At 41.1% G+C, this 24,142-nt stretch carries 12 protein-coding genes; 9 read left to right on the top strand and 3 right to left on the bottom strand.

Annotated features, from left to right (window positions below; all coding sequences use genetic code 11):
- The first annotated feature begins 7 nt into the window (after positions 1–7).
- The 6 genes from Q0037_RS07670 to Q0037_RS07645 all read left to right on the top strand — a co-directional run bounded on the left by Q0037_RS07670 (position 8) and on the right by Q0037_RS07645 (position 11,087).
- Positions 8–1,414 carry a hypothetical protein gene (locus Q0037_RS07670; protein WP_297517053.1) on the top strand — a complete coding sequence of 469 codons (1,407 nt, stop codon included), beginning with the start codon at positions 8–10 and terminating at the stop codon, positions 1,412–1,414.
- Positions 1,415–2,992, top strand: coding sequence for a T9SS type A sorting domain-containing protein (locus Q0037_RS07665; RefSeq protein ID WP_297517052.1), 1,578 nt, complete (start codon positions 1,415–1,417; stop codon positions 2,990–2,992).
- 310 nt (positions 2,993–3,302) lie between these two features.
- The gene (locus Q0037_RS07660) at positions 3,303–4,280 is read left to right on the top strand and encodes a ribonucleotide-diphosphate reductase subunit beta (RefSeq protein ID WP_073361934.1); all 978 of its coding nucleotides are present in this window, start codon (positions 3,303–3,305) and stop codon (positions 4,278–4,280) included.
- Between the two features lie 136 nt (positions 4,281–4,416).
- A complete protein-coding gene (locus tag Q0037_RS07655; RefSeq protein WP_297517051.1) occupies positions 4,417–6,843 on the top strand; it encodes a ribonucleoside-diphosphate reductase subunit alpha in 2,427 nt (808 codons plus the stop codon).
- A 142-nt stretch (positions 6,844–6,985) separates the two neighbouring features.
- Complete coding sequence (locus Q0037_RS07650; protein ID WP_297517139.1) at positions 6,986–8,317, top strand: deoxyguanosinetriphosphate triphosphohydrolase; 1,332 nt, start codon at positions 6,986–6,988, stop codon at positions 8,315–8,317.
- Between the two features lie 85 nt (positions 8,318–8,402).
- Complete coding sequence (locus Q0037_RS07645) at positions 8,403–11,087, top strand: T9SS-dependent M36 family metallopeptidase (protein ID WP_297517050.1); 2,685 nt, start codon at positions 8,403–8,405, stop codon at positions 11,085–11,087.
- A 162-nt stretch (positions 11,088–11,249) separates the two neighbouring features.
- Here Q0037_RS07645 and Q0037_RS07640 read toward each other — a convergent pair whose 3' ends face one another.
- The gene (locus Q0037_RS07640) at positions 11,250–13,025 is read right to left on the bottom strand and encodes a 1-deoxy-D-xylulose-5-phosphate synthase (RefSeq protein WP_297517049.1); all 1,776 of its coding nucleotides are present in this window, start codon (positions 13,023–13,025) and stop codon (positions 11,250–11,252) included.
- Positions 13,026–13,062: 37 nt separating this feature from the next.
- Here Q0037_RS07640 and Q0037_RS07635 point away from each other — a divergent pair, with 37 nt between their 5' ends.
- From Q0037_RS07635 to pbpC, 3 genes are all read left to right on the top strand, one after another.
- Positions 13,063–13,503 (top strand): nucleoside deaminase, encoded by a 441-nt coding sequence (locus Q0037_RS07635; protein ID WP_297517138.1) that lies wholly within the window; start codon positions 13,063–13,065, stop codon positions 13,501–13,503.
- Positions 13,504–13,584: 81 nt separating this feature from the next.
- The gene (locus Q0037_RS07630) at positions 13,585–19,254 is read left to right on the top strand and encodes an alpha-2-macroglobulin (RefSeq protein ID WP_297517048.1); all 5,670 of its coding nucleotides are present in this window, start codon (positions 13,585–13,587) and stop codon (positions 19,252–19,254) included.
- A 162-nt stretch (positions 19,255–19,416) separates the two neighbouring features.
- Positions 19,417–21,717 carry a penicillin-binding protein 1C gene (gene pbpC / locus Q0037_RS07625; protein ID WP_297517047.1) on the top strand — a complete coding sequence of 767 codons (2,301 nt, stop codon included), beginning with the start codon at positions 19,417–19,419 and terminating at the stop codon, positions 21,715–21,717.
- 123 nt (positions 21,718–21,840) lie between these two features.
- On the opposite strand, the gene Q0037_RS07620 is transcribed toward pbpC, so the two are convergent.
- Together Q0037_RS07620 and Q0037_RS07615 are read right to left on the bottom strand one after the other, a co-directional pair.
- The gene (locus tag Q0037_RS07620; RefSeq protein ID WP_297517046.1) at positions 21,841–23,391 is read right to left on the bottom strand and encodes an Rne/Rng family ribonuclease; all 1,551 of its coding nucleotides are present in this window, start codon (positions 23,389–23,391) and stop codon (positions 21,841–21,843) included.
- A gap of 343 nt (positions 23,392–23,734) precedes the next feature.
- Positions 23,735–24,028 (bottom strand): HU family DNA-binding protein, encoded by a 294-nt coding sequence (locus Q0037_RS07615; protein WP_073361914.1) that lies wholly within the window; start codon positions 24,026–24,028, stop codon positions 23,735–23,737.
- Positions 24,029–24,142 lie beyond the last annotated feature (114 nt).

The raw sequence follows: 24,142 nt of genomic DNA, 5'->3' as shown, positions 1-24,142 counted from the left end.
ATAAATTATGAGAACTATTACAACAATTTTATTTTTCTTCTATTTATCATTTGTCAACTCTCAAGTAGCGATTTGTGGTGAAAGTGATCAAGAAATTTTTCAAAGATTTTATGCGAATCAACCACAAAACACTACAAATACCACTTATGATGCAACAACCAAATATGTGTTTAACGTTAAGTTTCATGTAGTGTATAACGACAATGGCACCACAAGAACAAACAGTCTAGGGGAACCAGGAATTCCAATTGGATTTGATGAAATAATGAATGCTATTCGTGATTTAAATGTAGCTTTCAACCAATTTAATATTTATTTCAAATACAGAGGTTTTGACCAAATTAACGATACTAATTTTTTGGAATTAGAAACAAATGAGGAAATGAATGACTTGCGTAGTATATACTCAACCCAAAATTGTATAAACTTATTTATTGTGAACGGTACAGTAAATGGTGCCGTTGCCAGAACTCAATTTTTAGATGACAATTGGTTTATTAGAAAGTGGACGTTATGTCATGAACTCGGTCATTTTTTTGGATTACAACATGTATTTGCATCATATAATGGAGTATGTGAAAATGCGCCTAGATTTTCAGATGAAATTGGGTTTAATGCTAATACTGCTGGAGATGGCATTGTAGACACACATGCTTGGGGAAACACTTTAGAAAATAATTTTATAGATTGTAACTATGTTGGAGGTGCTGTAGACTGCGATAATAGAGCTATCATGCCAGTAATTTTAACAACAGAAAATAATTTTTATATTGACGGCCCTCCACGTAATAACTTTTTGGCAATTGAACCATATTATACTAACTGTCAACCCATTTTTACCCCTGGTCAAGGAAGAAGAATGAGATCTGCAATTACAGGATATTGGGCAGCATCATTTGCAGCTCTTATGACATCTGTTGAAAGTTTATATGAACCCTTTGAAGTTATTGGATTTGGTGGTAATCGTATTATCAGTGTGCATGATAACGGAGACGGTTCAGGTTTTGTTTGTAGAGATTTGAAAATTAAACACCGTTTCCAAAAAGGGTTTGATTATGTTTTTCCAGATAACGATGGCGTTACTGATTTAATCAATTGGAATCCTGATCAAGTCCCCGAAAATAGCAATCATTATTTCAATTATACTGTCATTATTAATCAAATTGACCCCGCAAATGCAATGACAATACTTTTAGACACAAGAGGGCAGCACTGTGAATTTGAAGAATTTGTATCGGGTCAAGACGTTATCACTGATTATCTTGGAAGTTACGTTTTTACCGTTGAAGAATGGGATTCCTTAAAAGTACAAGATCCTAATCTCTATGATTATCTTCAAAAGAATAAATATCATATCATAAAAAAAGTTACCGATAAAGGAACTATTTATCAAGTTACCATTTACAAACAATAGGTGAAGAATTTATTCAAAATAGTATTATTTTTTTGTTGTACGTCCTATTCTCAAACCGTAATTTGGCAGGATCGATTGGGAGGAGACCTTCAAAATACTTCCCATAAAAATATACTTTTAACGGATGGGGGTATACTTATAGGCGGCCGTTCCAATTCTAATGCTTTTGCTGACAAGACCGAAAATTCAAAGGGGGACTTTGACTATTGGATAGTTAAAACCGATGAGAATGGTACTATTATTTGGGATAAAACTCTTGGAGGTTCGGCACTTGATATATTTTATGATTGTGTTGCTACTAATGACAATGGAGCCTTGATTGTAGGGTACTCAAACTCCCCAGTTTCTGGAGATAAAACAGAAAATCTAATGGGTGGCGCCTATGATTTTTTTTTTTTTTTTATTGATGAGAACGGCTCTATCATTTGGCAAAATACCATAGGTGGTAATGGAAATGATACGCCGGTAAGTGCATGTTTAACCCCTGATGGAGGTTTTTTGATTTTAGGAAATTCAGACTCGAACAGTTCCGGAGATAAAACTGAAAATTCTCGAGGCTTTCAAGATTTTTGGGTAGTAAAACTGGATACCAATGGTGCTGTACAATGGGATAAAACTATCGGAGGTTCTGGTAATGATATAGCATCAAGAATTATCCCTTTAATCGACGGTAATTACTTAATTACTGGTTATTCTACATCTTCAATTTCTGGTGAAAAAAACGAAAATTCTAGGGGTGGTCATGATTTTTGGATATTAAAAATTAACCCCGCAGGAGGGATCATTTGGCAAAAAACCATAGGCGGTAATGGATTTGATGCACCCTATTGTGCAATTGAATTTAATCCTGATTCTTATGTCATTGGCGGAGAATCAAACTCTTCTATTTCAGGAGAAAAAACAGAAAATTCACGAGGAGGAAATGATTTTTGGTTAATAGAAGTAAACAATCAGGGCAGTCTTGTGCAACAAAAAACAATAGGAGGTAATCAATTCGATTACTTACTTGCCATGACCAAAACATTTGATAACCACATAGTACTTTGTGGATTCTCAAATTCGCCAATTTCAGGAGAAAAGACAATATCGAATGTAGGATTGGGTACTGATTCATGGCTATTAAAAATTAATTCTTCCTTTTCTTCTGTTTGGCAAAAAACCTATGGAGGTAACTTTGATGAAGGTACAAATAGCATTTTTGAATTTACAAACGGGGATCTTTGTGTTTCAGGTGGAACTAGTTCACCGCTTTCTGGATCTTTAACCGAAGGACCCGTTGGAGATAGAGACTACTGGATTCTTCGGCTTACAGAGTCGTTGGACATCCCCTCGTATACCGACAAAGCAATTTTTTCAATAGCTCCTAATCCAACCAATTCCAATGTTTCCTTGCAATGGCAACCCGATGGTAATCCTATCACTCTAGGTTTGTATTCTCCATTGGGCCAACTCCTTTCCCAACAAACCGATCAGTCGGGATTCGTTACGGTTGAACTCCCAGAGGCAATTGGCTTTTATTTTTTAAAAATAAATACCGTCGATGGCCAATCCTTCTTCTTTAAAATTCTAAAAAAATAATCCAGGGATTTCCTTTGTTAACCGTTTTTCTATTTACAATTTCACAACATACAGCGCCTTCGAAAACCCAACGAAAATAATTTACTCCTTTTCCGAAAACCCTTGATTTTTCTGCCTTTTATCAAAATTTGAACTTCTATATCCTTGTTTTTCAATACGTTATAAAATAGTTAAAAATCAGAATTTTCTTACGCGTTGTTAAAAACTAAAGCCGATTGTGGATAAGTTTGACTTTCTTTTTTACGGGTATTTGACCAAATTTGTAACAGTCAGAATAACGTTAATAAAATCCTAAAAAAAGAACAACACTATGGCAATTGCGGAACCCATACTACAGGACAACAAAGACCGATTTGTAATTTTCCCCATCAAACACCACGATATTTGGGAATGGTATAAAAAACAAGAAGCCTGTATTTGGACGGCGGAAGAAATCGATTTGCACCAAGACTTAAACGATTGGAACAACAAATTGAACGATGATGAACGCTATTTTATCAAACATATATTGGCTTTTTTCGCGGCTTCCGACGGGATTGTCAATGAAAACTTAGCCGAAAACTTCGTCAGTGAAGTGCAATACCCCGAGGCTAAATTCTTCTACGGGTTCCAATTGATGATGGAAAACATTCACAGTGAAACCTATTCGCTTTTGATTGATACGTATGTAAAAGATGAGGCCGAAAAAAATCAATTGTTTCATGCCATTGAAGTGTTTCCTGCCATCAAAGAAAAAGCAGAATGGGCCTTAAAATGGGTGCAATCGCCTAATTTTAATGAGCGTCTCATTGCGTTTGCGGCGGTGGAAGGCATTTTCTTTTCGGGATCATTTTGCTCGATTTATTGGTTGAAAAAACGCGGGTTAATGCCTGGACTCACCTTCTCCAACGAATTAATTTCGCGTGATGAAGGAATGCACTGTGACTTTGCCGTTCACTTGCACAACCACCATTTGGTGAATAAAGTTTCGAAAGAGCGCATTACCGAAATTTTAACCGATGCTTTAGACATTGAGCGTAAATTCATCACCGAGTCGTTACCGGTGAGTTTGATTGGTATGAATTCCAAATTAATGACTCAATACCTCGAATTCGTGACCGACCGTTTGTTGGTCGAATTGGGCTGTAATAAAGTATTCAACGTGACCAATCCGTTCGACTTTATGGATATGATTTCATTGCAAGGAAAAACCAATTTCTTTGAAAAACGCGTTTCTGAATACCAAAAAGCAGGCGTAATGAATAATGACTCCAGCACGCAGAAAATTAGCTTCGACGCTGATTTTTAATTCGATCAAAATCATTCAAAATAAAGCTCCGGGAGGAGTTCCAACCGATTCGAGCTAGCCTATCGTGGCCTCGCATCAAAAATCAATTCGAGTTAGAGAAGGGATTGTCTAGCTCATAACCTAAAACCAAACGAATATGTACGTAGTAAAAAGAGACGGCCACAGAGAGCCCGTTATGTTTGACAAAATTACCGACCGTATCAAAAAATTATGTTACGGCCTAAACGAAATGGTCGATGCTGTAAAAGTAGCCATGCGTGTAATTGAAGGCTTATATGATGGTGTTACCACTTCTGAATTGGACAACCTTGCCGCCGAAACCGCTGCTGCCATGACGGTAACCCACCCCGATTATGCGTTGTTGGCCGCCCGAATTGCGATTTCCAACTTGCACAAAAACACGAAAAAATCGTTCTCCGAAACCATGAACGATATGTTTCATTATGTGAACCCAAGAACCAATCAAGAAGCGCCGTTACTCTCTGAAGAAGTACATCAAGTAATTATGGAAAACGCCGAGTTTTTGGATTCTCATGTAATCTATAACCGCGATTTCAATTACGATTATTTTGGTTTTAAAACCTTAGAGCGTTCCTACCTTCTCAAAATAAATGGCAAAATCGTAGAACGTCCGCAACACATGTTGATGCGTGTGGCGGTGGGCATTCACTTAAACGACCTTCAGTCGGTGATTGAAACCTACGATTTGATGTCCAAAAAATTCTTTACCCACGCGACACCAACCTTATTTAATGCCGGTACGCCCAAACCGCAAATGTCGTCTTGCTTTTTGTTGACCATGAAAGACGATAGTATCGATGGCATTTATGATACGTTGAAACAAACGGCAAAAATCTCGCAATCGGCCGGAGGTATCGGGTTGTCGATTCACAACGTGCGCGCGACAGGTTCGTACATTCGTGGCACCAACGGAACGTCCAACGGAATTGTTCCGATGTTGCGTGTCTTCAATGATACGGCCCGTTATGTAGACCAAGGCGGTGGAAAACGCAAAGGAAGTTTCGCCATTTACATCGAACCTTGGCATGCTGACATCTTCGAATTCTTGGATTTGAAAAAGAATACCGGAAAAGAAGAAATGCGGGCCCGCGACTTGTTCTTCGCGATGTGGATTTCTGATTTGTTCATGCAACGGGTAGAAAATGACGCTGAATGGACCTTAATGTGTCCCAACGAATGTCCTGGACTATATGATACGTATGGGGAGAAATTCGACGAATTGTATACGTCTTACGAATTAGCAGGCAAAGGACGTAAAACAATCCGTGCACGTGAATTGTGGGAGAAAATCTTAGAATCGCAAATCGAAACGGGTACGCCCTACATGTTGTACAAAGATGCGGCTAACCGTAAATCGAACCAGAAAAACTTGGGTACGATTCGTTCGTCCAACTTGTGTACAGAAATCTTGGAATACACTTCGGAAGATGAAATCGCGGTATGTAACTTGGCGTCCATTTCATTACCAATGTTTGTGGAAGACGGCAAATTCAACCACGAATTGTTATACAATGTAACCAAACGCGTGACACGCAACTTGAATAAAGTTATCGACCGCAACTACTACCCCGTTCCCGAAGCCGAGAACTCCAACATGCGCCACCGTCCTGTAGGATTGGGCGTGCAAGGATTGGCCGATGCGTTTATCATGATGCGTTTGCCCTTTACCAGCGATGAAGCCAAACAATTGAACCAAGAAATCTTTGAAACGATTTACTTCGCTGCCGTCACCGCTTCGATGGAATTGGCCAAAGAAGAAGGACCGTATTCTACCTTCCAAGGGTCACCCATTTCGCAAGGGGAATTCCAGTACAACCTTTGGGGATTGAAAGACAGCGACTTATCAGGACGTTGGGACTGGGCCTCGTTGCGTAAAGAAGTGATGGAACACGGGGTGCGCAACTCCTTATTGTTGGCCCCAATGCCCACTGCTTCTACGTCGCAAATTCTTGGAAACAATGAAGCTTTTGAGCCTTATACTTCGAATATTTACACCCGCCGCGTATTGTCGGGCGAGTTTATCGTAGTCAACAAACACTTGTTGGAAGACTTGGTAAAACACGGGTTGTGGAATGAAAACTTGAAACAAGAAATCATGCGCCACAACGGTTCGATTCAAAACATCGACATCATTCCGCAAGAGTTGAAAGAATTGTATAAGACCGTTTGGGAAATGTCAATGAAAGATATTATCGACATGTCTCGTCAACGCGGATATTTCATTGACCAATCGCAATCGTTGAATTTGTTTATGCAGGATGCTACCTTTGCCAAACTGACCTCTATGCACTTCTATGCGTGGAAAAGCGGCTTGAAAACGGGTATGTACTACCTACGCACGAAATCGGCGGTTGACGCCATCAAGTTCACCTTGAGCAACGAGAAAAAAGAAGAACCTACGGTTACCCTACAACAACCCGAACCCCAAGCGGTAGAAGTTATCGCCCCTGAATCGGGAGAAATGACAGCCGAAGAATTCCGATTGATGGTCGAACGTGCCCGCAACGCCGGTCCTGAGGACTGTGAAATGTGTGGATCGTAGTTTTGTTATAAATGAGGAATTTTAAATTATAAATTAAGATAACAGCTGTCAGCAATGACGGCTGTTTTTTATAAAACAGTTCGGTAATTACCCATAATGAATTTATTTACATTTGTGATTACTGAAAAATCAATATTACATGATGACTTGGGAACAACTTTTATCGTTAAAACGTCAAGGCGACACGGGCAAACGCTTACGCATCGAGCAAGACGATACTCGTTTGGGATTTGAAGTCGATTACGATCGCATCATTTTCTCGGCGCCTTTTCGCAGTTTGCAAGATAAAACCCAAGTGATTCCGTTATCCAAAACCGATTTCGTGCATACGCGCCTTACGCACAGTTTGGAAGTTTCGGTGGTAGGACGTTCGCTGGGCCGTTTGGTCGGTAAAAAAATCATCGAAAAATATCCTTACCTCGCCACCATACACGGCTATCAAGCCAATGATTTTGGAGCTATTGTCGCCGCCGCTGCTTTGGCCCATGACATTGGTAATCCGCCGTTTGGTCATTCGGGTGAAAAAGCGATTGGGGAATATTTTTCCCGAGGGAACGGCCAACGCTTTAAGGAGCAACTAAGTCCCAAAGAATGGCAAGATTTGGTCGATTTTGAAGGCAATGCCAATGGCTTTTCGGTGCTTACGGGAACCCGTCCGGGCATTGAAGGAGGGTTACGTTTGTCGTATGCTACACTTGGTGCTTTTATGAAATATCCAAAAGAAAGTTTGCCCAAAAAACCTACGGCAAATATTTCCGATAAAAAATTCGGCTTTTTCCAAACCGATAAAGCTTTTTTTCAAGAAGTGGCCGAAGAATTGGGACTGCTTAAGATAAACTCGGGCGAAGATTTACGCTATTTGCGTCATCCGCTCGCTTTTTTGGTCGAAGCCGCCGATGATATTTGTTACACCATCATTGACTTTGAAGACGGTATTAATTTAGGCTTGGTGGCCGAGGATTTCGCCCTGGAATACCTCATTAATTTGGTCAAAGACACCATTGACCGGAACAAATACAATGCATTAACTACCAAGGAAGATCGCATTAGTTATCTACGTGCTTTGGCCATTGGAAACCTCATCAACGATGCCGTAAACGTGTTTTTAGCAAATGAAGAAGCCATTTTAAAAGGAGAATTTCACCATGCGCTCACTGATAAAAGCAAGTACAAAGCGCAGATGGATGACATTATCAAATTGAGTGTCAAAAATATCTACCAAAGTCGGGAGGTCATTGAAAAAGAATTGAAAGGCTACCAAATTATCAATAGTTTATTGGACAAATTTATCACCGCCTACAACCATCAATACGAGGGAAAAACCTCCAATTACGATGCGCTTTTGTTAAAAGTACTCCCCGAAAAACACCGTTTAGAAAAAAGCAGTTTGTATAATCGATTGATGCACATTTGCCATTTTATCTCGCTTTTAACAGATGGAAATGCAGTGCTGTACCACGAAATGCTAGGCTAACATTTCTTAATTTTCTGAACCTCAAAGGGCTTTGGTTGTTTTTTTCAAAAGATTACGTTAATTTTGAAAAGATTAACCAACAGCTATGAAAAAAATCTACTTAGGTCTACTGGCCCTTTGCAGCAGTATTTGGGCGCAAGAGATTCCGAAACAAGCTATTCAAAAGGCTTTACAACAGAAACAAATCGTCCAAAAATGGACCGAAACTGATATTGCTCAGTGGGAAGTAGTTAGTCAAACCACTTCTGAATCTACGGGGATCACCAATTATTTTATCCGACAAACCATTGACGGCTTGCCTGTCTTTGAGTCCGTAAATACGGTTTGGATAAAAAAGGGTACTGTGATTCAAGTTGGTGATCGTTTTATCGCGGGAATTACGCAAAAAGCTGATCGAAATACAAAAACGCAACCCGCAGCGGCAATTTTCCAGAAAGCGACGCAAGAGTTAGGGTATACCCTTTCCCCTTCGGTGCTGAAACAAGAAAGTTTAACGAAGGTAACGCTCACGAACGGCGATGCTATAGATGACCCTATTCAAGCCACCTTAGGCTATCTTACCGTCAACGATCGTTTGCAAAAAGTTTGGCATTTCGAATTTTACAGTCCCAACCAAGAGCATTTATGGAGCCTCTATGCCGATGCGGCTTCGGGTTTGATAGTACAAAAAAACGATTTAACGGTACGATGCCAATTTGATCATCCGCACGACAATTCTCAATCGGCTGCCACTATTTTTTCCTTTGAAAAATCAGTTCAAAAAGTCGCAAGTCCTATACAAGTGCAAAACGGTAATTACCGCGTCATCCCGTTTGAGTTCGAGAGTCCAAACCACAGTCCTTTTCAACTTATCAGCAGTCCCGCCAATGCATTGGCCTCTCCAAAGGGATGGCATGATACCAACAACCTTTCGGACAACATTCCAACATTAAAATACACCTATACACGCGGCAACAATGTTTGGGCGCGTGCCGACTATACCAACACCAATCCAACAGCCCATTCAACCAATACTTCGGCAAATGGATATGCGCCCGATGGAGGAAGTAGTCTCACTTTTGACTTCCCTTATGGCGGTGTGAGTGTGCTACCCAATACCTACATCAATGCCGCGGTGACCAATTTGTTTTACATGAACAATTGTTTACACGATGTGTGGTACCAATACGGATTTAATGAGCAGAATGGCAATTTCCAACAAAACAATTTTGGGCGCGGCGGATCTGGTTCCGATTTTGTATGGGCCGATGCGCAAGACGGTTCACGTTCGACTACGCCTTCGTTTAACAATGCTAACTTTTCCACTCCCTCTGATGGAACCCGTCCTCGCATGCAAATGTATGTTTGGAATGTGGCGCCTCCTATTTTTCCAGTAACCGTAAATAGTCCGGCTAGTGTAGCTGGAAATTATCGCGCTGTACAGAATGTCTTCAACCCCGGCTTTGTCAGTTTGCCGCAAGCCCCCAACTTTATTCAATCGGATTTGGTGTTGTATCAAGATGGTACAGGAGGTTTAAATGAGGGGTGTGTGGCTCCTTCTAATGGAGCGGCGATGAATGGGAAAATCGTCATTATTCGTCGTGGAAATTGCAACTTCACCGTAAAAGTCAAAAATGCACAAACGCGTGGTGCTGTGGCGGTGATTATCGTTAACAATGTCTCCGAACCCGAATTTGTGAGCATGAGTGGTGCCGATGCTACCATTACGATTCCTGCAATTTGTATGAGTTTTGACGATGGGGAAAATCTTATCGGAAATACATTTGGGAATACGGTAAATGTTCGCTTACAACTCAACGGCGCTCCTTTTGTGAGTACCGATGGCGATTTTGACAATGGGATTATTGCTCATGAATATGGCCACGGAATCTCCAACCGTTTGACAGGGGGACCGAGTTTAAGCAACTGTTTGACTAATGAAGAGCAAATGGGTGAAGGCTGGTCGGATTGGTTTGCCTTGATGTTGCAAATGAAGCCTGGAGATGTAGGAACAACACCAAAAGGGATTGGAACTTTTGCGGTAAGTCAGCCGACAACGGGAGGTGGTATACGCCGTTTTCCGTATACTACTGATATGGCGATTAACCCAAGTACATTTGCCACAGTGAACGATAACTTTATCACCGACACCAATGGGAATACTACCGTCTCACCCCACAATATTGGTGAGGTTTGGTGTGCCATGCTTTGGGATTTAACCTGGGCCTATGTCGCCAAATATGGGTATGACAACAATAAATATACAGGAACTGGTGGAAATAACCGTGCAATGCGATTGGTATTGGACGGATTGAAATTGCAACCCTGTAATCCTTCCTTTACAGAAGCCCGCGATGCCCTAATTGCTGCCGATCAAGCCACTACCGGCGGTGCTGATTATTGTATGATTTGGGAGGTTTTTGCCCGTAGAGGCTTGGGACTTAATGCAAGTTCGGGAAATCGCAACGACTCAGCTGACCAAGTAGAAGATTTTACGCAACCCCTCCCCGGACCCAACTGTTCGGCATTGAGTACTTCTATTTTTGAAAATAGCCTTACCTATCGCGTTTATCCCAACCCGGCGACCAACGAGGTGTTTGTAGAACTCCCTAACTATAGCAGTGCGCTGGAAGTTCGGGTAATCGATATCCACGGTCGTATCGTTTACCAAGACCAATGGAGCAACGGGACTTTAAACCGAATTCCAATGGGGAACTTACAATCGGGAATGTACATCCTACAAGTGACTGGAGAAAGCATACAAATCACCGAAAAAATCATCAAAAACTAAAACGAAAACGGACTTCAAAAGAGTCCGTTTTTTTTTTTTTTGGAGCGATACGTTTAGTGCATAAATAATGAACTGTCCGGCTTTCCGCTATAGTCCCTCTTGCATCGGGAGCTGCCGCTTCAACTTGCCTTCCGTCAGGAAGGTCCGGGCTAAAATTCACGTTTATTTTTCTAAAAGAGTCCCTAAAAACTGCTGAATAGCCTGTGGCGAAATTCCACATAATTCCTGCAATTGTGCAATAGTACCATGTTCAATAAATACATCAGGAATACCCAAACGACATATGGGAATTTTGTAATTATGGGCCGTTACAAATTCAGCAACTGCACTACCCAATCCGCCTTCAACCGTTGCATCTTCTAACGTAATAATGATCCAATGTTGCTTACAAATGGAATGCAAAAGCGCTTCGTCTATCGGTTTAACACAACCGAAATGATATAAACTTACCTTATGTTTAGAATCAAAATCGGCTAAAGCCGCGAGGGCGTTATTTCCTATAAATCCGGTCGAAATTAGGGCAATATCCGAACCTTGCTGCAAAATCTTTCCTTTCTTATAGTCTATTTGTTCAAACGGTTTTTTCCAGTCCAAACCCACTCCTCGTCCGCGCGGATAGCGAATAGCAATGGGATTTTCCAAACCTAAAGAAGCGGTATACAATAGTTGTCGCAACTCTACTTCATCCAAAGGCGCGACAATTTCTATATTCGGTACACAGCGCAAATAGGCCAAATCAAAAACACCATGATGCGTCGCTCCGTCTTCTCCCACCAAACCAGCACGGTCCAAACAGAAAATCACGGGTAAATTTTGCAACGCCACATCGTGAATCACTTGGTCGTACGCCCGTTGTAGAAACGTGGAATAAATATTGCAAAACACCACCATTCCTTGGGTAGCCATTCCTGCAGCCAACGTCACCGCATGTTGCTCGGCTATCCCCACATCAAAAGCGCGTTCGGGAAAGGCTTCCATCATATATTTCATCGAACTCCCCGACGGCATGGCTGGAGTTATTCCGATAATCTTGGGATTTTGCTGCGCCAGTTCAACCAAAGTATGTCCGAAAACATCTTGAAATTTGGAAGGCAAATGAGATTCTTCTTTGGTGATGAGTTCGCCCGTAGCCGCATCAAACTTACCCGGTGCATGGTACTTGACTTGATCTTGTTCGGCCTGTAATAAGCCTTTGCCTTTGGTGGTGATGACGTGTAAAAACTTTGGCCCTTTTACCTTTTGCAAACGCTTCAACTCTTGGATTAAAGTGGGTAGATCATGACCGTCTATCGGACCCGAATACGCAAAGTTCAACGACTTGATCATGTTGTTTTGCTTCGGGTTCTTTCCTTCTTTCACAGCCGTTAAATAGGTTTTTAACGCCCCCACACTCGGGTCAATTCCGATGGCATTATCATTTAAAATCACCAAAATATCGGCATCGGTTACACCCGCATGATTCAATCCTTCAAAGGCCATTCCGCTCGCAATCGACGCATCCCCAATTACGGCAATATGTGACCGCTGTTCGCCTTTCAACTGGGAAGCAATCGCCATTCCTAAAGCGGCAGAAATAGAGGTAGAGGAATGGCCTACGCCAAAGGTATCATAGACGCTTTCGGAGCGTTTGGGAAACCCCGATATCCCGCCTTTTTGCCGATTGGTTTCAAATTGATCCCGGCGGCCGGTTAAAATTTTATGTCCGTAGGCTTGGTGTCCCACATCCCACACCAACAAATCGTTGGGGGTATTGAACACATAATGTAGCGCAATGGTCAATTCTACAACACCTAAACTTGCTCCCAAATGTCCTTCTTTTACCGCCACAACACCAATGATTTTTTCGCGCAATTCCTGAGCGAGTTGCTCCAATTGCGCAATATCGAGTTGCCGTAAATCGGACGGAGATTGAATTTGTGCGAGTAAATGTTGCCCCATGAGTCAAAGGTACAAATTGAATTCCTATTTTTGTTTTATGGAACCTATTTTCACCGACGAATACTTCATGAAAAAAGCCTTGGTAGAGGCTGAAAATGCTTTTGAGAAAGGTGAAATTCCGGTTGGCGCGATTATTGTAGTAGAGAATCGGGTCATTGCCCGAAGTCATAATCTAACCGAAATGCTCAACGATGTTACCGCACATGCAGAAATGCAAGCCATTACAGCGGCGGCCAATTTTATTGGAGGCAAATACCTAAAAGGCTGTACGTTGTATGTAACTTTAGAGCCTTGTCAAATGTGTGCTGGCGCGCTGTATTGGAGTCAGATTTCCAAAATTGTGTTTGGCGCTCGTGATGAACAACGGGGATTTATGACCCTTGGTACGCAGTTACATCCTAAAACCGAAGTGGTTGCAGGAGTGATGGCCGAACAATGTGCCCAATTAATGAAAGATTTTTTTAAAAAACGACGCTAACCTATTTGCTCAACCAGTACCCTTCTTTGCCATTCCGCAACCCACCAACCCATACATAAACGTATCTTCATTCACCCTTTTATGAAAACTTTTAAGTTTCTGTCTGTGCTCATGGTCGTAGTGACCCTAGCCGCTTGTTCGAAAAAATCAGCAGCCGATTTTGATTCCGACCCTATGCTTTTCAAAGCGTACATTTCTGGTTTTACCTCAGGTTTTATTCCTGCGAAATCCGACATTCGAGTGCAACTGGCCTTCCAAAAAAAGGACTGGAATCCCGAACAAGAATTGGACGATGATCTCTTCTCTATTTCCCCAAGTGTCGATGGAAAGGTGAAAATGCTTTCTTCCAACACCATTGCTTTTATTCCTGACGAACCTTTGGACCAAAACACCTTGTACCAAGTGACGTTGAATTTGGAGAAACTGACGACTGTTTCCGATGAAAAACTGCAAGCTTTTAATTTTTCATTCAAAACTATCAAACAAGACTTTATCATTCAAACCCAAGATTTACAATCGTACAACAAGGACTATTATTATCAATATGGAACGATTCGCACCGCAGATGAAATGGATTTTGAGTTAGCTCAAAAAATTCTCAGCGCTACGCAAAATGGGGATGATTTAAAAGTAAAACTCGACAAGGAGATGAGTTCGCCCACCGAATTCAAATTCCTTATTGACAGCATTCAACGCTTTGATGATGAAAGTACCATCACCTTAAAATGGGATGGGGATGATGCTGACGTTGAAGATCAAGAAGGTTTTGTGGAAATTAAAATCCCTGGGAAAAACCAATTTAAAGTGGTGCATATCACTTCTGGGGATGAAAACAATCAATCGATACTGATCAATTTTTCAGACCCGTTAAAAAAAGACCAAAACTTTGCGGGATTGGTCAATATTCAAAATACCGATAACTTAAAATTTAGTACGATGGGGAATGTACTCAAAGTCTATTTTGACAATGTAGTATCCACAACGAACACTCAAAAAACGGCACAAAACGAAGCCGTAGACACTGAAGAAGTTGCGGTGGACACAGTTGCTGCAGTGGTAGACACAACCATGGTCATCGATACATCCGATGAGGTGTCGGATTATGAAGAAGAGGAAGAACCCAAAATGATTTCGGCCAATAAATTAGTAGAAGTTTTTGCTGGAATCGAAAGTAGTGATGGTTTCAAACTCAAAGAAAATTATACTGAAACACTCATTTTCGACCCGATCAAGCCAGGAGTGAAATTAGTGAAAAGCGGGAGTATTCTTCCGAGTTCGAATAATTTAAAAGTGAATTTTGAAGCCGCAAGTTTGAATGCAGTCGATGTCAAAATTTATAAAATTTACAAGAACAATATCCTTCAGTTTTTGCAAGACAACGAACTCAACGGCACGCAAAACCTGCGTCGTGTGAGTCAGCCCATCGCGAAAACCACACTGCAACTCAAGCAGAACAATCTCTATAATTACAACAAATGGAATACCTATGCGCTGGATATTTCCAAAATTATCGAACCCGAACCTGGAGCGATTTACCGGGTAGAATTTTCCTTCCGTAAAAAATATGCTTTGTACAAATGTGAAGGCAGTTCGGAGGAATCGTCCAATGAGGAGGAAGAAGAAGAAAATGAAGACGATGTAAATTACAGTGGCGGTGGCGGCTATTACTATTATTATGAAGAGGATTACAACTGGATGGAAAGTCAAGATCCGTGTTCCGATTATTATTATTACAACACCAAACGCGGTACCAATATTTTAGCAACAGATTTAGGGGTCATCGTGAAACGCGGTAATAACAAATCGGTGACGGTTGCGGTGAGTAATATTGTGACAACCGACCCAGAATCGGGTGCAAAAGTAGAATTATTTAATTTCCAACAACAAAAATTAGCGGAAGCCAACACGGATGGTGAGGGAATGGCAACCTTTGAGTTGACAAAAATGGCATACTTCGCGGTAGTTTCCAAAGGCGATCAAAGTACGTATGTCAAGCTGGATGACGAACTTTCATTGTCGGTAAGTAATTTCGATGTTTCGGGTGAAAGTTTACAAAAAGGGCTGAAAGGCTACATCTACGGAGAACGCGGTGTGTGGCGCCCAGGAGATAATGTGTATTTGTCCTTTATTTTGAATGACAACAACAATAAACTTCCTGAAAACCATCCCATAAAATTGCGTTTTAACGACCCCAAAGGCAAAACGGTATACCAAACGGTTCAAACTAAAAACGAGTTGAATCATTATGCCTTTACAATTCCTACCGAAGTCGATGCGCCCACGGGTAATTGGGAAGCACGGATTAGTGTTGGTGGTGCTCATTTTTATAAAAGCATTAAAATTGAAACCATTAAGCCCAACCGCTTAAAAATCAAAAATAGCTTTAATGGCAAAATGCTTTCTGCGGGTGAAAAAAACACCAATACCGTTCAAGTGACATGGTTGCATGGTGCGGTGGCAAAAAATTTGAAAACCGAAGTGCAAGCCAAATTCTCGCAACAAGTTACCACTTTCAAAGGGTATTCGAATTATATTTTTGACGATCCTTCCCGTAAATTTTCCACAGAAGAAATCAATATTTTCTCGGGAAAAATCAACGAAAATGGACAGGTTTCAATTCCTATAAATCCGACTATTCAAGGACAAGCACCAGGCATGCTTCGCGCGGCATTCATTACCAAAGTCTACGAACAGGGTGGCGATGTCAGTACCGATGTGGCAGCCGTAAATTATTCCCCGTACAAAACCTATGTGGGTATCAAAGCACCCGACCCCAATAAATACGGATTGATTGAAACGGATAAAAACAACCGTTATGAAATTATTTCGGTGAATGAAAACGGGAATCCGGTTGGGGTGAAAAACTTGGAAGTTCGCGTCTACCGTTTGGAATCGCGTTGGTGGTGGGATGCTTCCAATGAAGATTTATCCAATTACAACACGGCGAATGTGACGACTTCGTATAAATTGTTCCGAATCAATACCGATGCATCGGGTCGTGGTCAAGTAGTATTTTCAGTACCTGGTGACGATTGGGGTCGCTATTTGGTTCGTGTCGTGGACCCAACTGGTGGACATGCCTCGGGAACCACTGTGTTTTTGGATTATCCGTATTGGTCCTCGCGTTCCCGTAATGTCGATGGTGATGGTGCTACTGTTTTACGTTTTAATACCGATAAAAAAGAATATGCAGTAGGCGAAACCGCCAAAGTCTTTTTGCCTTCCAGTGATGGTGGACGGGCTTTAATTTCGATAGAAAATGGTTCTAAAGTTGTAAAAACCCTTTGGACCAAAACAAAATCAGGTGAAACCACAGTGGATGTACCCATTACTGCAGATATGGCGCCCAATGTATACATCAATGTAACCTTATTACAACCGCATGCCTCTACCAAAAACGATGCGCCGATACGTATGTATGGTGTGGTTCCTATTGGAGTAACGGATAAGTCAACGGTTTTACAGCCTAAAATTACGATGCCTGAAGTATTAAAACCCGAGCAAACTGTAAACATAAAAGTGAGTGAACAACAAGGCAAATCGATGACCTATACCATCGCAATAGTCGATGAAGGGTTATTGGATCTTACCCGTTTCCAAACCCCCAACGCATGGGATGATTTTTACAAACGCGAAGCCTTGGGTGTGCGAACTTGGGATATTTACAATGATGTGATTGGAGCCTATGGTGGTCGTGTGAATCAGGTTTTCAGTATTGGTGGAGATGCCGATGCGGGCGGTGGCAAATCGAAAAAAGCCAACCGATTCAAACCTGTGGTTGTATTCTTGGGCCCGTTTAAATTGGAAAAAGGCGCCGAAAAAACCCACGAAATCAAGTTGCCGAAATACATCGGCTCGGTGCGCACCATGGTGGTTGCCGCCAATGCCGAGAGTAATGCCTATGGAAGTGTGGAAAAAACAACGCCTGTACGTAGTCCCTTGATGGTTTTAGCCTCATTCCCAAGAAAAGTGACACCTTCTGAACAAGTGACCTTACCCGTTACCCTTTTCGCCATGGAAAATCAGGTGAAAAATGTAACGGTTCAAGTAAAAACGAGTGGTGGCATTGTTCTCGCCAGTAAAGCAACGCAATCGGTAACTTTTGCACGTCCCGATGAAAAAATGGCGTATTTCAATTTGAAAATTGCCAATGTCACAGGCATTGGAAAAGTACAAGTCATTGCTACCTCGGGTAAAGAGCGCTCTGTTTATGAAATTGAAGTCGATATTTTTAATCCGAATCCGGTAACGACTGCTTATACTGACGTGGTTTTAAGTCCGAACTCGAGTAAAACGGTGAATTGGAAAACCTTCGGAATTACGGGAAGTAATAAAGCGGTAGTCGAAATTTCGTCCATGCCTACCGTTGATTTTGGTCGTCGTATGGAGTATTTGATTCAATATCCCCATGGATGTGTAGAGCAAACGACATCCTCGGTTTTCCCACAGTTGTATTTGATGGATATAATGGATTTGGACACGAGTCGCAAAAATCGTATCCAACGAAATGTTGCCGCAGGAATACAGCGTTTGTCTAAATTCCAAACAGCGAGTGGCGGTTTGAGTTATTGGCCCGGTAGTAACTATTCCGACGATTGGGGAAGCAGTTATGCAGGTCATTTTATGATTGAAGCTGAGAAAAAAGGGTATGCTTTGCCCCCAACATTTAAAGCGAAATGGATTGCTTACCAACAACGGGCTGCCAAACAATGGCGTTTCGAAAGTCATAACGATATCGCGCAAGCCTATCGATTGTATACGTTGGCTTTGGCAGGAAATCCCGATTTGGCTTCGATGAACCGATTGCGAGAAACCCGTGATATCTCGAATGAAGCCAAATTGCGTTTAGCGGCAACCTTTGCGTTGATAAAACAAAACAATGCGGGGATGGCCTTATTGTCTCGAGCAAAAATAGACGAAGAATATTCGGATGACCGCTATTACGACTATTATTATGGTTCGCGGGAACGCAATCGTGCTATGGCATTAGAGACATTACTACTTTTGGGTCAAAAAGCGAAAGCATTTCAATTGGCAACTAAATTGGCCAAAAACATGGCTTCTGACGAATGGATGAGTACGCAAACAACGGCTTATTCTTTATATGCCATGTCAAAATTTGCTGAATTTAATGGCGGAAAAGGAATAAATGTCAATGTGATACAAAAAGGGAATTCGGAAACGATCAATTCAGCAAAATCGCTTTCGCAACGCACTTTAATCGTTCAAAACGGGTCAAACAAAGTCACCTTGAAAAACAATTTGAAAAACACCTTATTTGTCCGTGTCTACAATAGCGGCATTCTTCCGGTAGGAAAAGAAAAACCAATGGAAAATAATGTAAAAGCTTCTTTGGTATTTAAAGACCGTAAAGGCAATAAAATAGATATAACTAAAATTGCACAGGGTACTGAATTTATTGCTGTTGTTACGTTAACGAATTTGAAGAATGATTATGTGGAAAATATTGCATTAACCCAAATCATCCCTTCAGGATTTGAAATTGTGAATACAAGGTATACCGACTACGGCAATGCAACAGGAAATACCGTAGATTATATGGATATTCGCGATGATCGTGCCAACTATTATTTTGGTCTAAAAGGCGGTGAAACCCGAACGTTTAAGTTGTTATTGAACGCTTCCTATCTTGGGAAATACTATTTGCCCGGATTACAATGTGAAGCGATGTACGATCATGAATTCATTGCCCGAACTAAGGGACAATGGGTGGAAGTGGTGAATGAATAAGGTGTAAAATAATATTAACCCAGCAGATTTTTGGAATCTGTTGGGTTGTTTTGTAACGTGAAAACAAAAAGTAATTATTTTATCGATAGGTTAAAAAATAGGATTATTGTTGGCTTTCAAAAAGGAAAAGTCCGTATCCTAAAAAATCCTAAAAAATCGGCAGTGCTTTTTATAGTACTAGTAGTGTATTATTTTTCATTGCCACGTACGCTGTTTCATGTCCCCTACTCAACCGTTATTGAGAGTAATGACGGACAATTGTTGGCGGCCAAAATAGCAACCGATGGACAATGGCGTTTTCCTGCAAAGGATAGTGTCCCTGAAAAATTTAAAAAATGTATTGTCTATTATGAAGACGAACATTTTTATCAGCATTGGGGATTCAATCTAGTAGCCATGTACAAAGCAGTGCAACAAAACCGGGCGACAGGAAAAGTAGTCCGCGGTGGCAGTACGTTGACCCAACAAGTTATTCGTTTATCACGAAATAATCAAGACCGCACCTATTGGGAAAAAATGAAAGAAATCGTGTTGGCGACGCGATTGGAGTTTCGCCATTCTAAGGATACGATACTCGAACTCTATGCAGCGCATGCGCCTTTTGGTGGAAATGTGGTGGGATTGGAAATGGCCTCTTGGCGGTATTTTGGGGTTCAGGCGCATCAACTATCGTGGGCTGAAAGTGCAACATTGGCAGTACTACCTAATGCGCCTCGACTGATTTACCCTGGAAAGAATCAAGAGAAACTGTTGAAAAAACGCAATGCATTATTGTTAAAATTGTATCAGAATAAAGAGATCGACCAGCTTACTTACGAATTGGCGCTCAAAGAACCCTTACCTCAAAAACCCTATGATTTACCGCAGTTGGCACCCCATTTATTAGAACGGGTAGTTAAAAAACATCCGGGTGAGCGCATGACCACAACGATTGAGTTGCCTTTGCAAAATCGGGTGAATCAGATTGCGAGTTATTATTATAACCAATACAAACAAAACGAAGTTCATAATTTGGCGGTGATTGTGATCGACGTGCAAAACCGCAATATTGTGAGTTATGTTGGCAATGCGCCTACCGACCCGCAACACGGAAAAGATGTAGATATCATTGGAGCGCCACGAAGTACGGGAAGTATTTTAAAACCCTTGTTATTTGCTTCAATGTTGGATGAAGGCGAACTCTTACCCAACACCTTAGTAGCTGATATTCCAACGCAAATCTCGGGTTATGCTCCACAAAACTTTAACCAAACCTTTGACGGTGCGGTTCCTGCACAGCGTGCTTTATCGCGTTCTTTAAATATTCCAGCGGTATTGATGTTGCAAGAACACGGTATCCCGAAGTTTTATGAAACGTTACAAAAACTGGGACAAAAAAACATTAACAAACACCCCGATCATTATGGGTTGTCCTTGATTTTGGGCGGCGCCGAAAGTAATTTATGGGATTTAACGAAGACATATGCGAATATGACATCAACCTTAAATTATTACAACCGAACCAAAAAATACCGTTCCAATGAATTTACTGACTTGAATTTCATCCAAGGATTTGAACACGATTTTGGATTGGATTCCTATGACAAAACGATTTATGGAGCGGGTTCGATTTATTTGACCTACAATGCGATGAAAGAAGTCAATCGTCCCGAAGGCGATGAGGCTTGGAAATTTTATGATTCCGCTTTACCGATTGCATGGAAAACAGGAACCAGTTTTGGGAACCGGGACGCCTGGGCAATTGGAACCAATTCGCGCTATGTGGTGGGCGTTTGGGTGGGCAATGCTTCAGGAGAAGGACGGCCTGAGTTGACAGGGGTAGACAGTGCGGCTCCGATTTTGTTTGATGTGTTCAACACCTTACCCAAATCAGGTTGGTTTAAAGCGCCATTGAATGATTTGGAACAAGCGGATATCTGTATTCAAAGTGGCCATATTGCCCAAGACGACTGTCCGAAATCAAAACAATGGATCCCTTTAAAAGGGTTAAAAACCAAAGTGTGCCCGTATCATAAATTGGTGCATTTGGACCCAACCGAACAGTTTCGCGTAAACAGCAATTGTGAATCGGTCGATCGAATGGTAAATAAAAAATGGTTTGTGTTACCACCTGTTTGGGAATGGTATTACAAAAGTTTGCATATAGATTACCAACCTTTACCGCCCTTTCGACCGGATTGTGTGGGTGAAGCGCAGGTACAAATGGATTTTATTTATCCGAGGGCGACAAGTAAAATTTACTTGACGAAGAACTTCAATGGGGTGATGCAGCCGGTAGTTTTTAAAGTGGCGCATTCCAACAGTGAAGCGAAATTATATTGGTATGTAGACAACCGTTATTTGGGAACGACCCAAACCTTTCACGAAATGCAGATCACGGCTCAAACGGGGGTACATCGGGTGACGGTGGTGGATGACAAAGGGAATGAAATAAAGCGTAAAGTTGAGTTGATACGCGATTGATAGCAGCTTGCAGCCCGGATTGAAGCGGCATCCTCCCGACGAAGGAGGGAGATACAGCCGAAAGCCGGAATAGCTGCCCTAAAAATAAAAAAACCGCCCTTCAGGTAGAAAGACGGTTTTTCTTTATTCTTTAATCTCGTTTCCTTCTTCGTTAAAGAAACGGTATTCGAGGTACGTGTAAGCATCACGAGGTATGATTTTCACCCATTTTTTATGTTCGAAGAACCACTTCAAACGTAAAGATGGAAAACCTTTGGTAAGGTAGGCAGCCACAAAAGGATGGGCATTAAGCACCAACTTATTTTGACTGTCTTTTAATCGTTCAATATCGGAAGCAATGCGGTCGATTAACAAAATGGGCGCATCGACTTCGCCTTGTGATCCTTGGCTAGGATCTTCTTCCTGTGTTTTAATGTTGACTTCAGGTCGCACCCGTTGTCGTGTAATTTGGACCAATCCGAATTTACTCGGAGGCAAAATTTTGTGTTTTGCTTTGTCATCGCTCATTTCTGCTTTGAGATGATCATAGAGGACTTTGCGATTTTCAGGATTTTGCATATCAATAAAATCAATCACAATAATCCCACCCATATCGCGCAGTCGCAACTGTCTCGCAATTTCTGAAGCTGCAATCAAATTGACTTCCATAGCGGTGCCTTCTTGACTGGTTGCTTTATTGGAGCGGTTGCCACTATTCACATCAATGACATGGAGCGCTTCCGTATGTTCGATAATCAAATAGGCTCCTTTACTCATGGAAACCGTTTTCCCAAAGGAAGTTTTGATTTGTCGTTCAATATGAAACCGTTCAAAAATCGGATGATCGACGGCTTGATAAAGCTTCACAATTTTTTGTTTCTCCGGCGCTATTTCGGCTAAATAGTCCTTGGTTTGTTGGTACAACACTTCATCATCAACGGTGATTCCCGTGAAGGTATCGTTGAAAATGTCTCTAAGCATCGAAGAAACTTTGGTAAGTTCGCTCAACACTTTCGACGGATGATGTGCCGTAGGTAATCGTTTGCACATTGCAATCCATCTGTTCATCAGATTTTGCAAGTCTTTTTCGAGTTCGGCTGTTGATTTGCCTTCGGCTACTGTTCTCACAATAACACCAAATCCTTTCGGTTTGACGGCGGTAACTAATTTTTTAAGTCGGTCTTTTTCTTCTCGAGAATTGATTTTTTGTGAAACCGAAACCCGATCGGAGAACGGCACTAACACCAAATAACGTCCGGCAAACGACAGCTCAGAGCTGATGCGCGGTCCTTTGGTGGAAATGGGTTCTTTGACCACTTGAACTAGTACCGATTGATTGGCGCTCAACACATCGGCTATAGCACCATTTTTATCAATCTCTTTTTCAAACGGAAAGTTTTTTAGGGAGAAATCTTTTAATTTACCTGTGCTTACAAGTTTAATGAATTTCAAATAAGAAGTGAGATTGGGTCCCAAATCATGATAATGCAAAAATGCATCTTTCTCGAATCCAACGTTAACGAAGGCTGCGTTGAGTCCTGGGACTGGTTTTCGAATTTTGGCAATAAAAATATCGCCTACCAAAAATTGGCTTCGATCTTCTTCTTCTTTGTGTAATTCAATGAGTTTTCCATCTTTTAATAAGGCAAAATCTACAGCATCGTCACCCTTTCGGATGATAAGTTCTTTATTCATGATGTAAATTTTTATCCCGGAACAGATCATTAAAGACCAATTTTAGGATGGATTAAACATTTATACAGGTTGTTTACCCGTTGGGAAAAATGAAAAAAAAATTAACTATTGTTTAGGTTTGCAACGTAAAACAACCCAAAAAACGGTATTTATTTCGAATTTTTTTAAGTTTTTCCCGTAATTTCAAGGAACGTGAAAAAAGAAAAAAGTAGTTAAAAACTACTTTTTCTTTTTATGACGGTTTGCTCTCGCTCTTTTCTTACGTTTATGCGTCGCAACCTTATGTCTTTTTCTTTTTTTACCGCTTGGCATAGGTTAATTTGTTAGTGATTAATAAATATTTTTAGACTGTAACTTCAGTTTTAGCTTTTACACCTTCAACAAATACTTTAGCTGGCTTAAAGGCAGGAATGTTGTGGGCTGGAATTTTGATGGTAGTATTTTTGGAAATATTTCTACCCGTTTTCTCTGCTCTTGTTTTGATGATGAAGCTACCGAATCCTCTTAGGTATACATTGTCTCCGTTCTCTAATGAAGCCTTTACTTCTTCCATCAATGCTTCTACAGTAGATTGAACATCTCCTTTTTCAAGACCTAATTTCTCTGAAATCTTCGCTACGATATCTGCTTTCGTCATTTTCTTTCGTATTTAATAATTATGTGTAAATTTTTGAGAGTGCAAATATAGGAATTAAAAAAACAAATTTTCAAGTATAATCTATTAAAATTTAAATACATAAAGTTATACTTT

The organism is Flavobacterium sp. (assembly GCF_027482425.1).
Classification (GTDB): Bacteria; Bacteroidota; Bacteroidia; order Flavobacteriales; family Flavobacteriaceae; genus Flavobacterium.
This window is presented reverse-complemented; position numbering and strand designations above follow the sequence as displayed.

What these genes read in the sequence shown, in the direction of transcription:
- Q0037_RS07615 (WP_073361914.1), bottom strand. Translation starts at nt 24,028, where the DNA reads ATGACGAAAGCAGATATCGTAGCGAAGATTTCAGAGAAATTAGGTCTT.
- Q0037_RS07655 (WP_297517051.1), top strand. Translation starts at nt 4,417, where the DNA reads ATGTACGTAGTAAAAAGAGACGGCCACAGAGAGCCCGTTATGTTTGAC.
- Q0037_RS07650 (WP_297517139.1), top strand. Translation starts at nt 6,986, where the DNA reads ATGACTTGGGAACAACTTTTATCGTTAAAACGTCAAGGCGACACGGGC.
- Q0037_RS07630 (WP_297517048.1), top strand. Translation starts at nt 13,585, where the DNA reads ATGAAAACTTTTAAGTTTCTGTCTGTGCTCATGGTCGTAGTGACCCTA.
- Q0037_RS07660 (WP_073361934.1), top strand. Translation starts at nt 3,303, where the DNA reads ATGGCAATTGCGGAACCCATACTACAGGACAACAAAGACCGATTTGTA.
- Q0037_RS07635 (WP_297517138.1), top strand. Translation starts at nt 13,063, where the DNA reads ATGGAACCTATTTTCACCGACGAATACTTCATGAAAAAAGCCTTGGTA.
- Q0037_RS07645 (WP_297517050.1), top strand. Translation starts at nt 8,403, where the DNA reads ATGAAAAAAATCTACTTAGGTCTACTGGCCCTTTGCAGCAGTATTTGG.
- Q0037_RS07670 (WP_297517053.1), top strand. Translation starts at nt 8, where the DNA reads ATGAGAACTATTACAACAATTTTATTTTTCTTCTATTTATCATTTGTC.
- Q0037_RS07640 (WP_297517049.1), bottom strand. Translation starts at nt 13,025, where the DNA reads ATGGGGCAACATTTACTCGCACAAATTCAATCTCCGTCCGATTTACGG.
- Q0037_RS07620 (WP_297517046.1), bottom strand. Translation starts at nt 23,391, where the DNA reads ATGAATAAAGAACTTATCATCCGAAAGGGTGACGATGCTGTAGATTTT.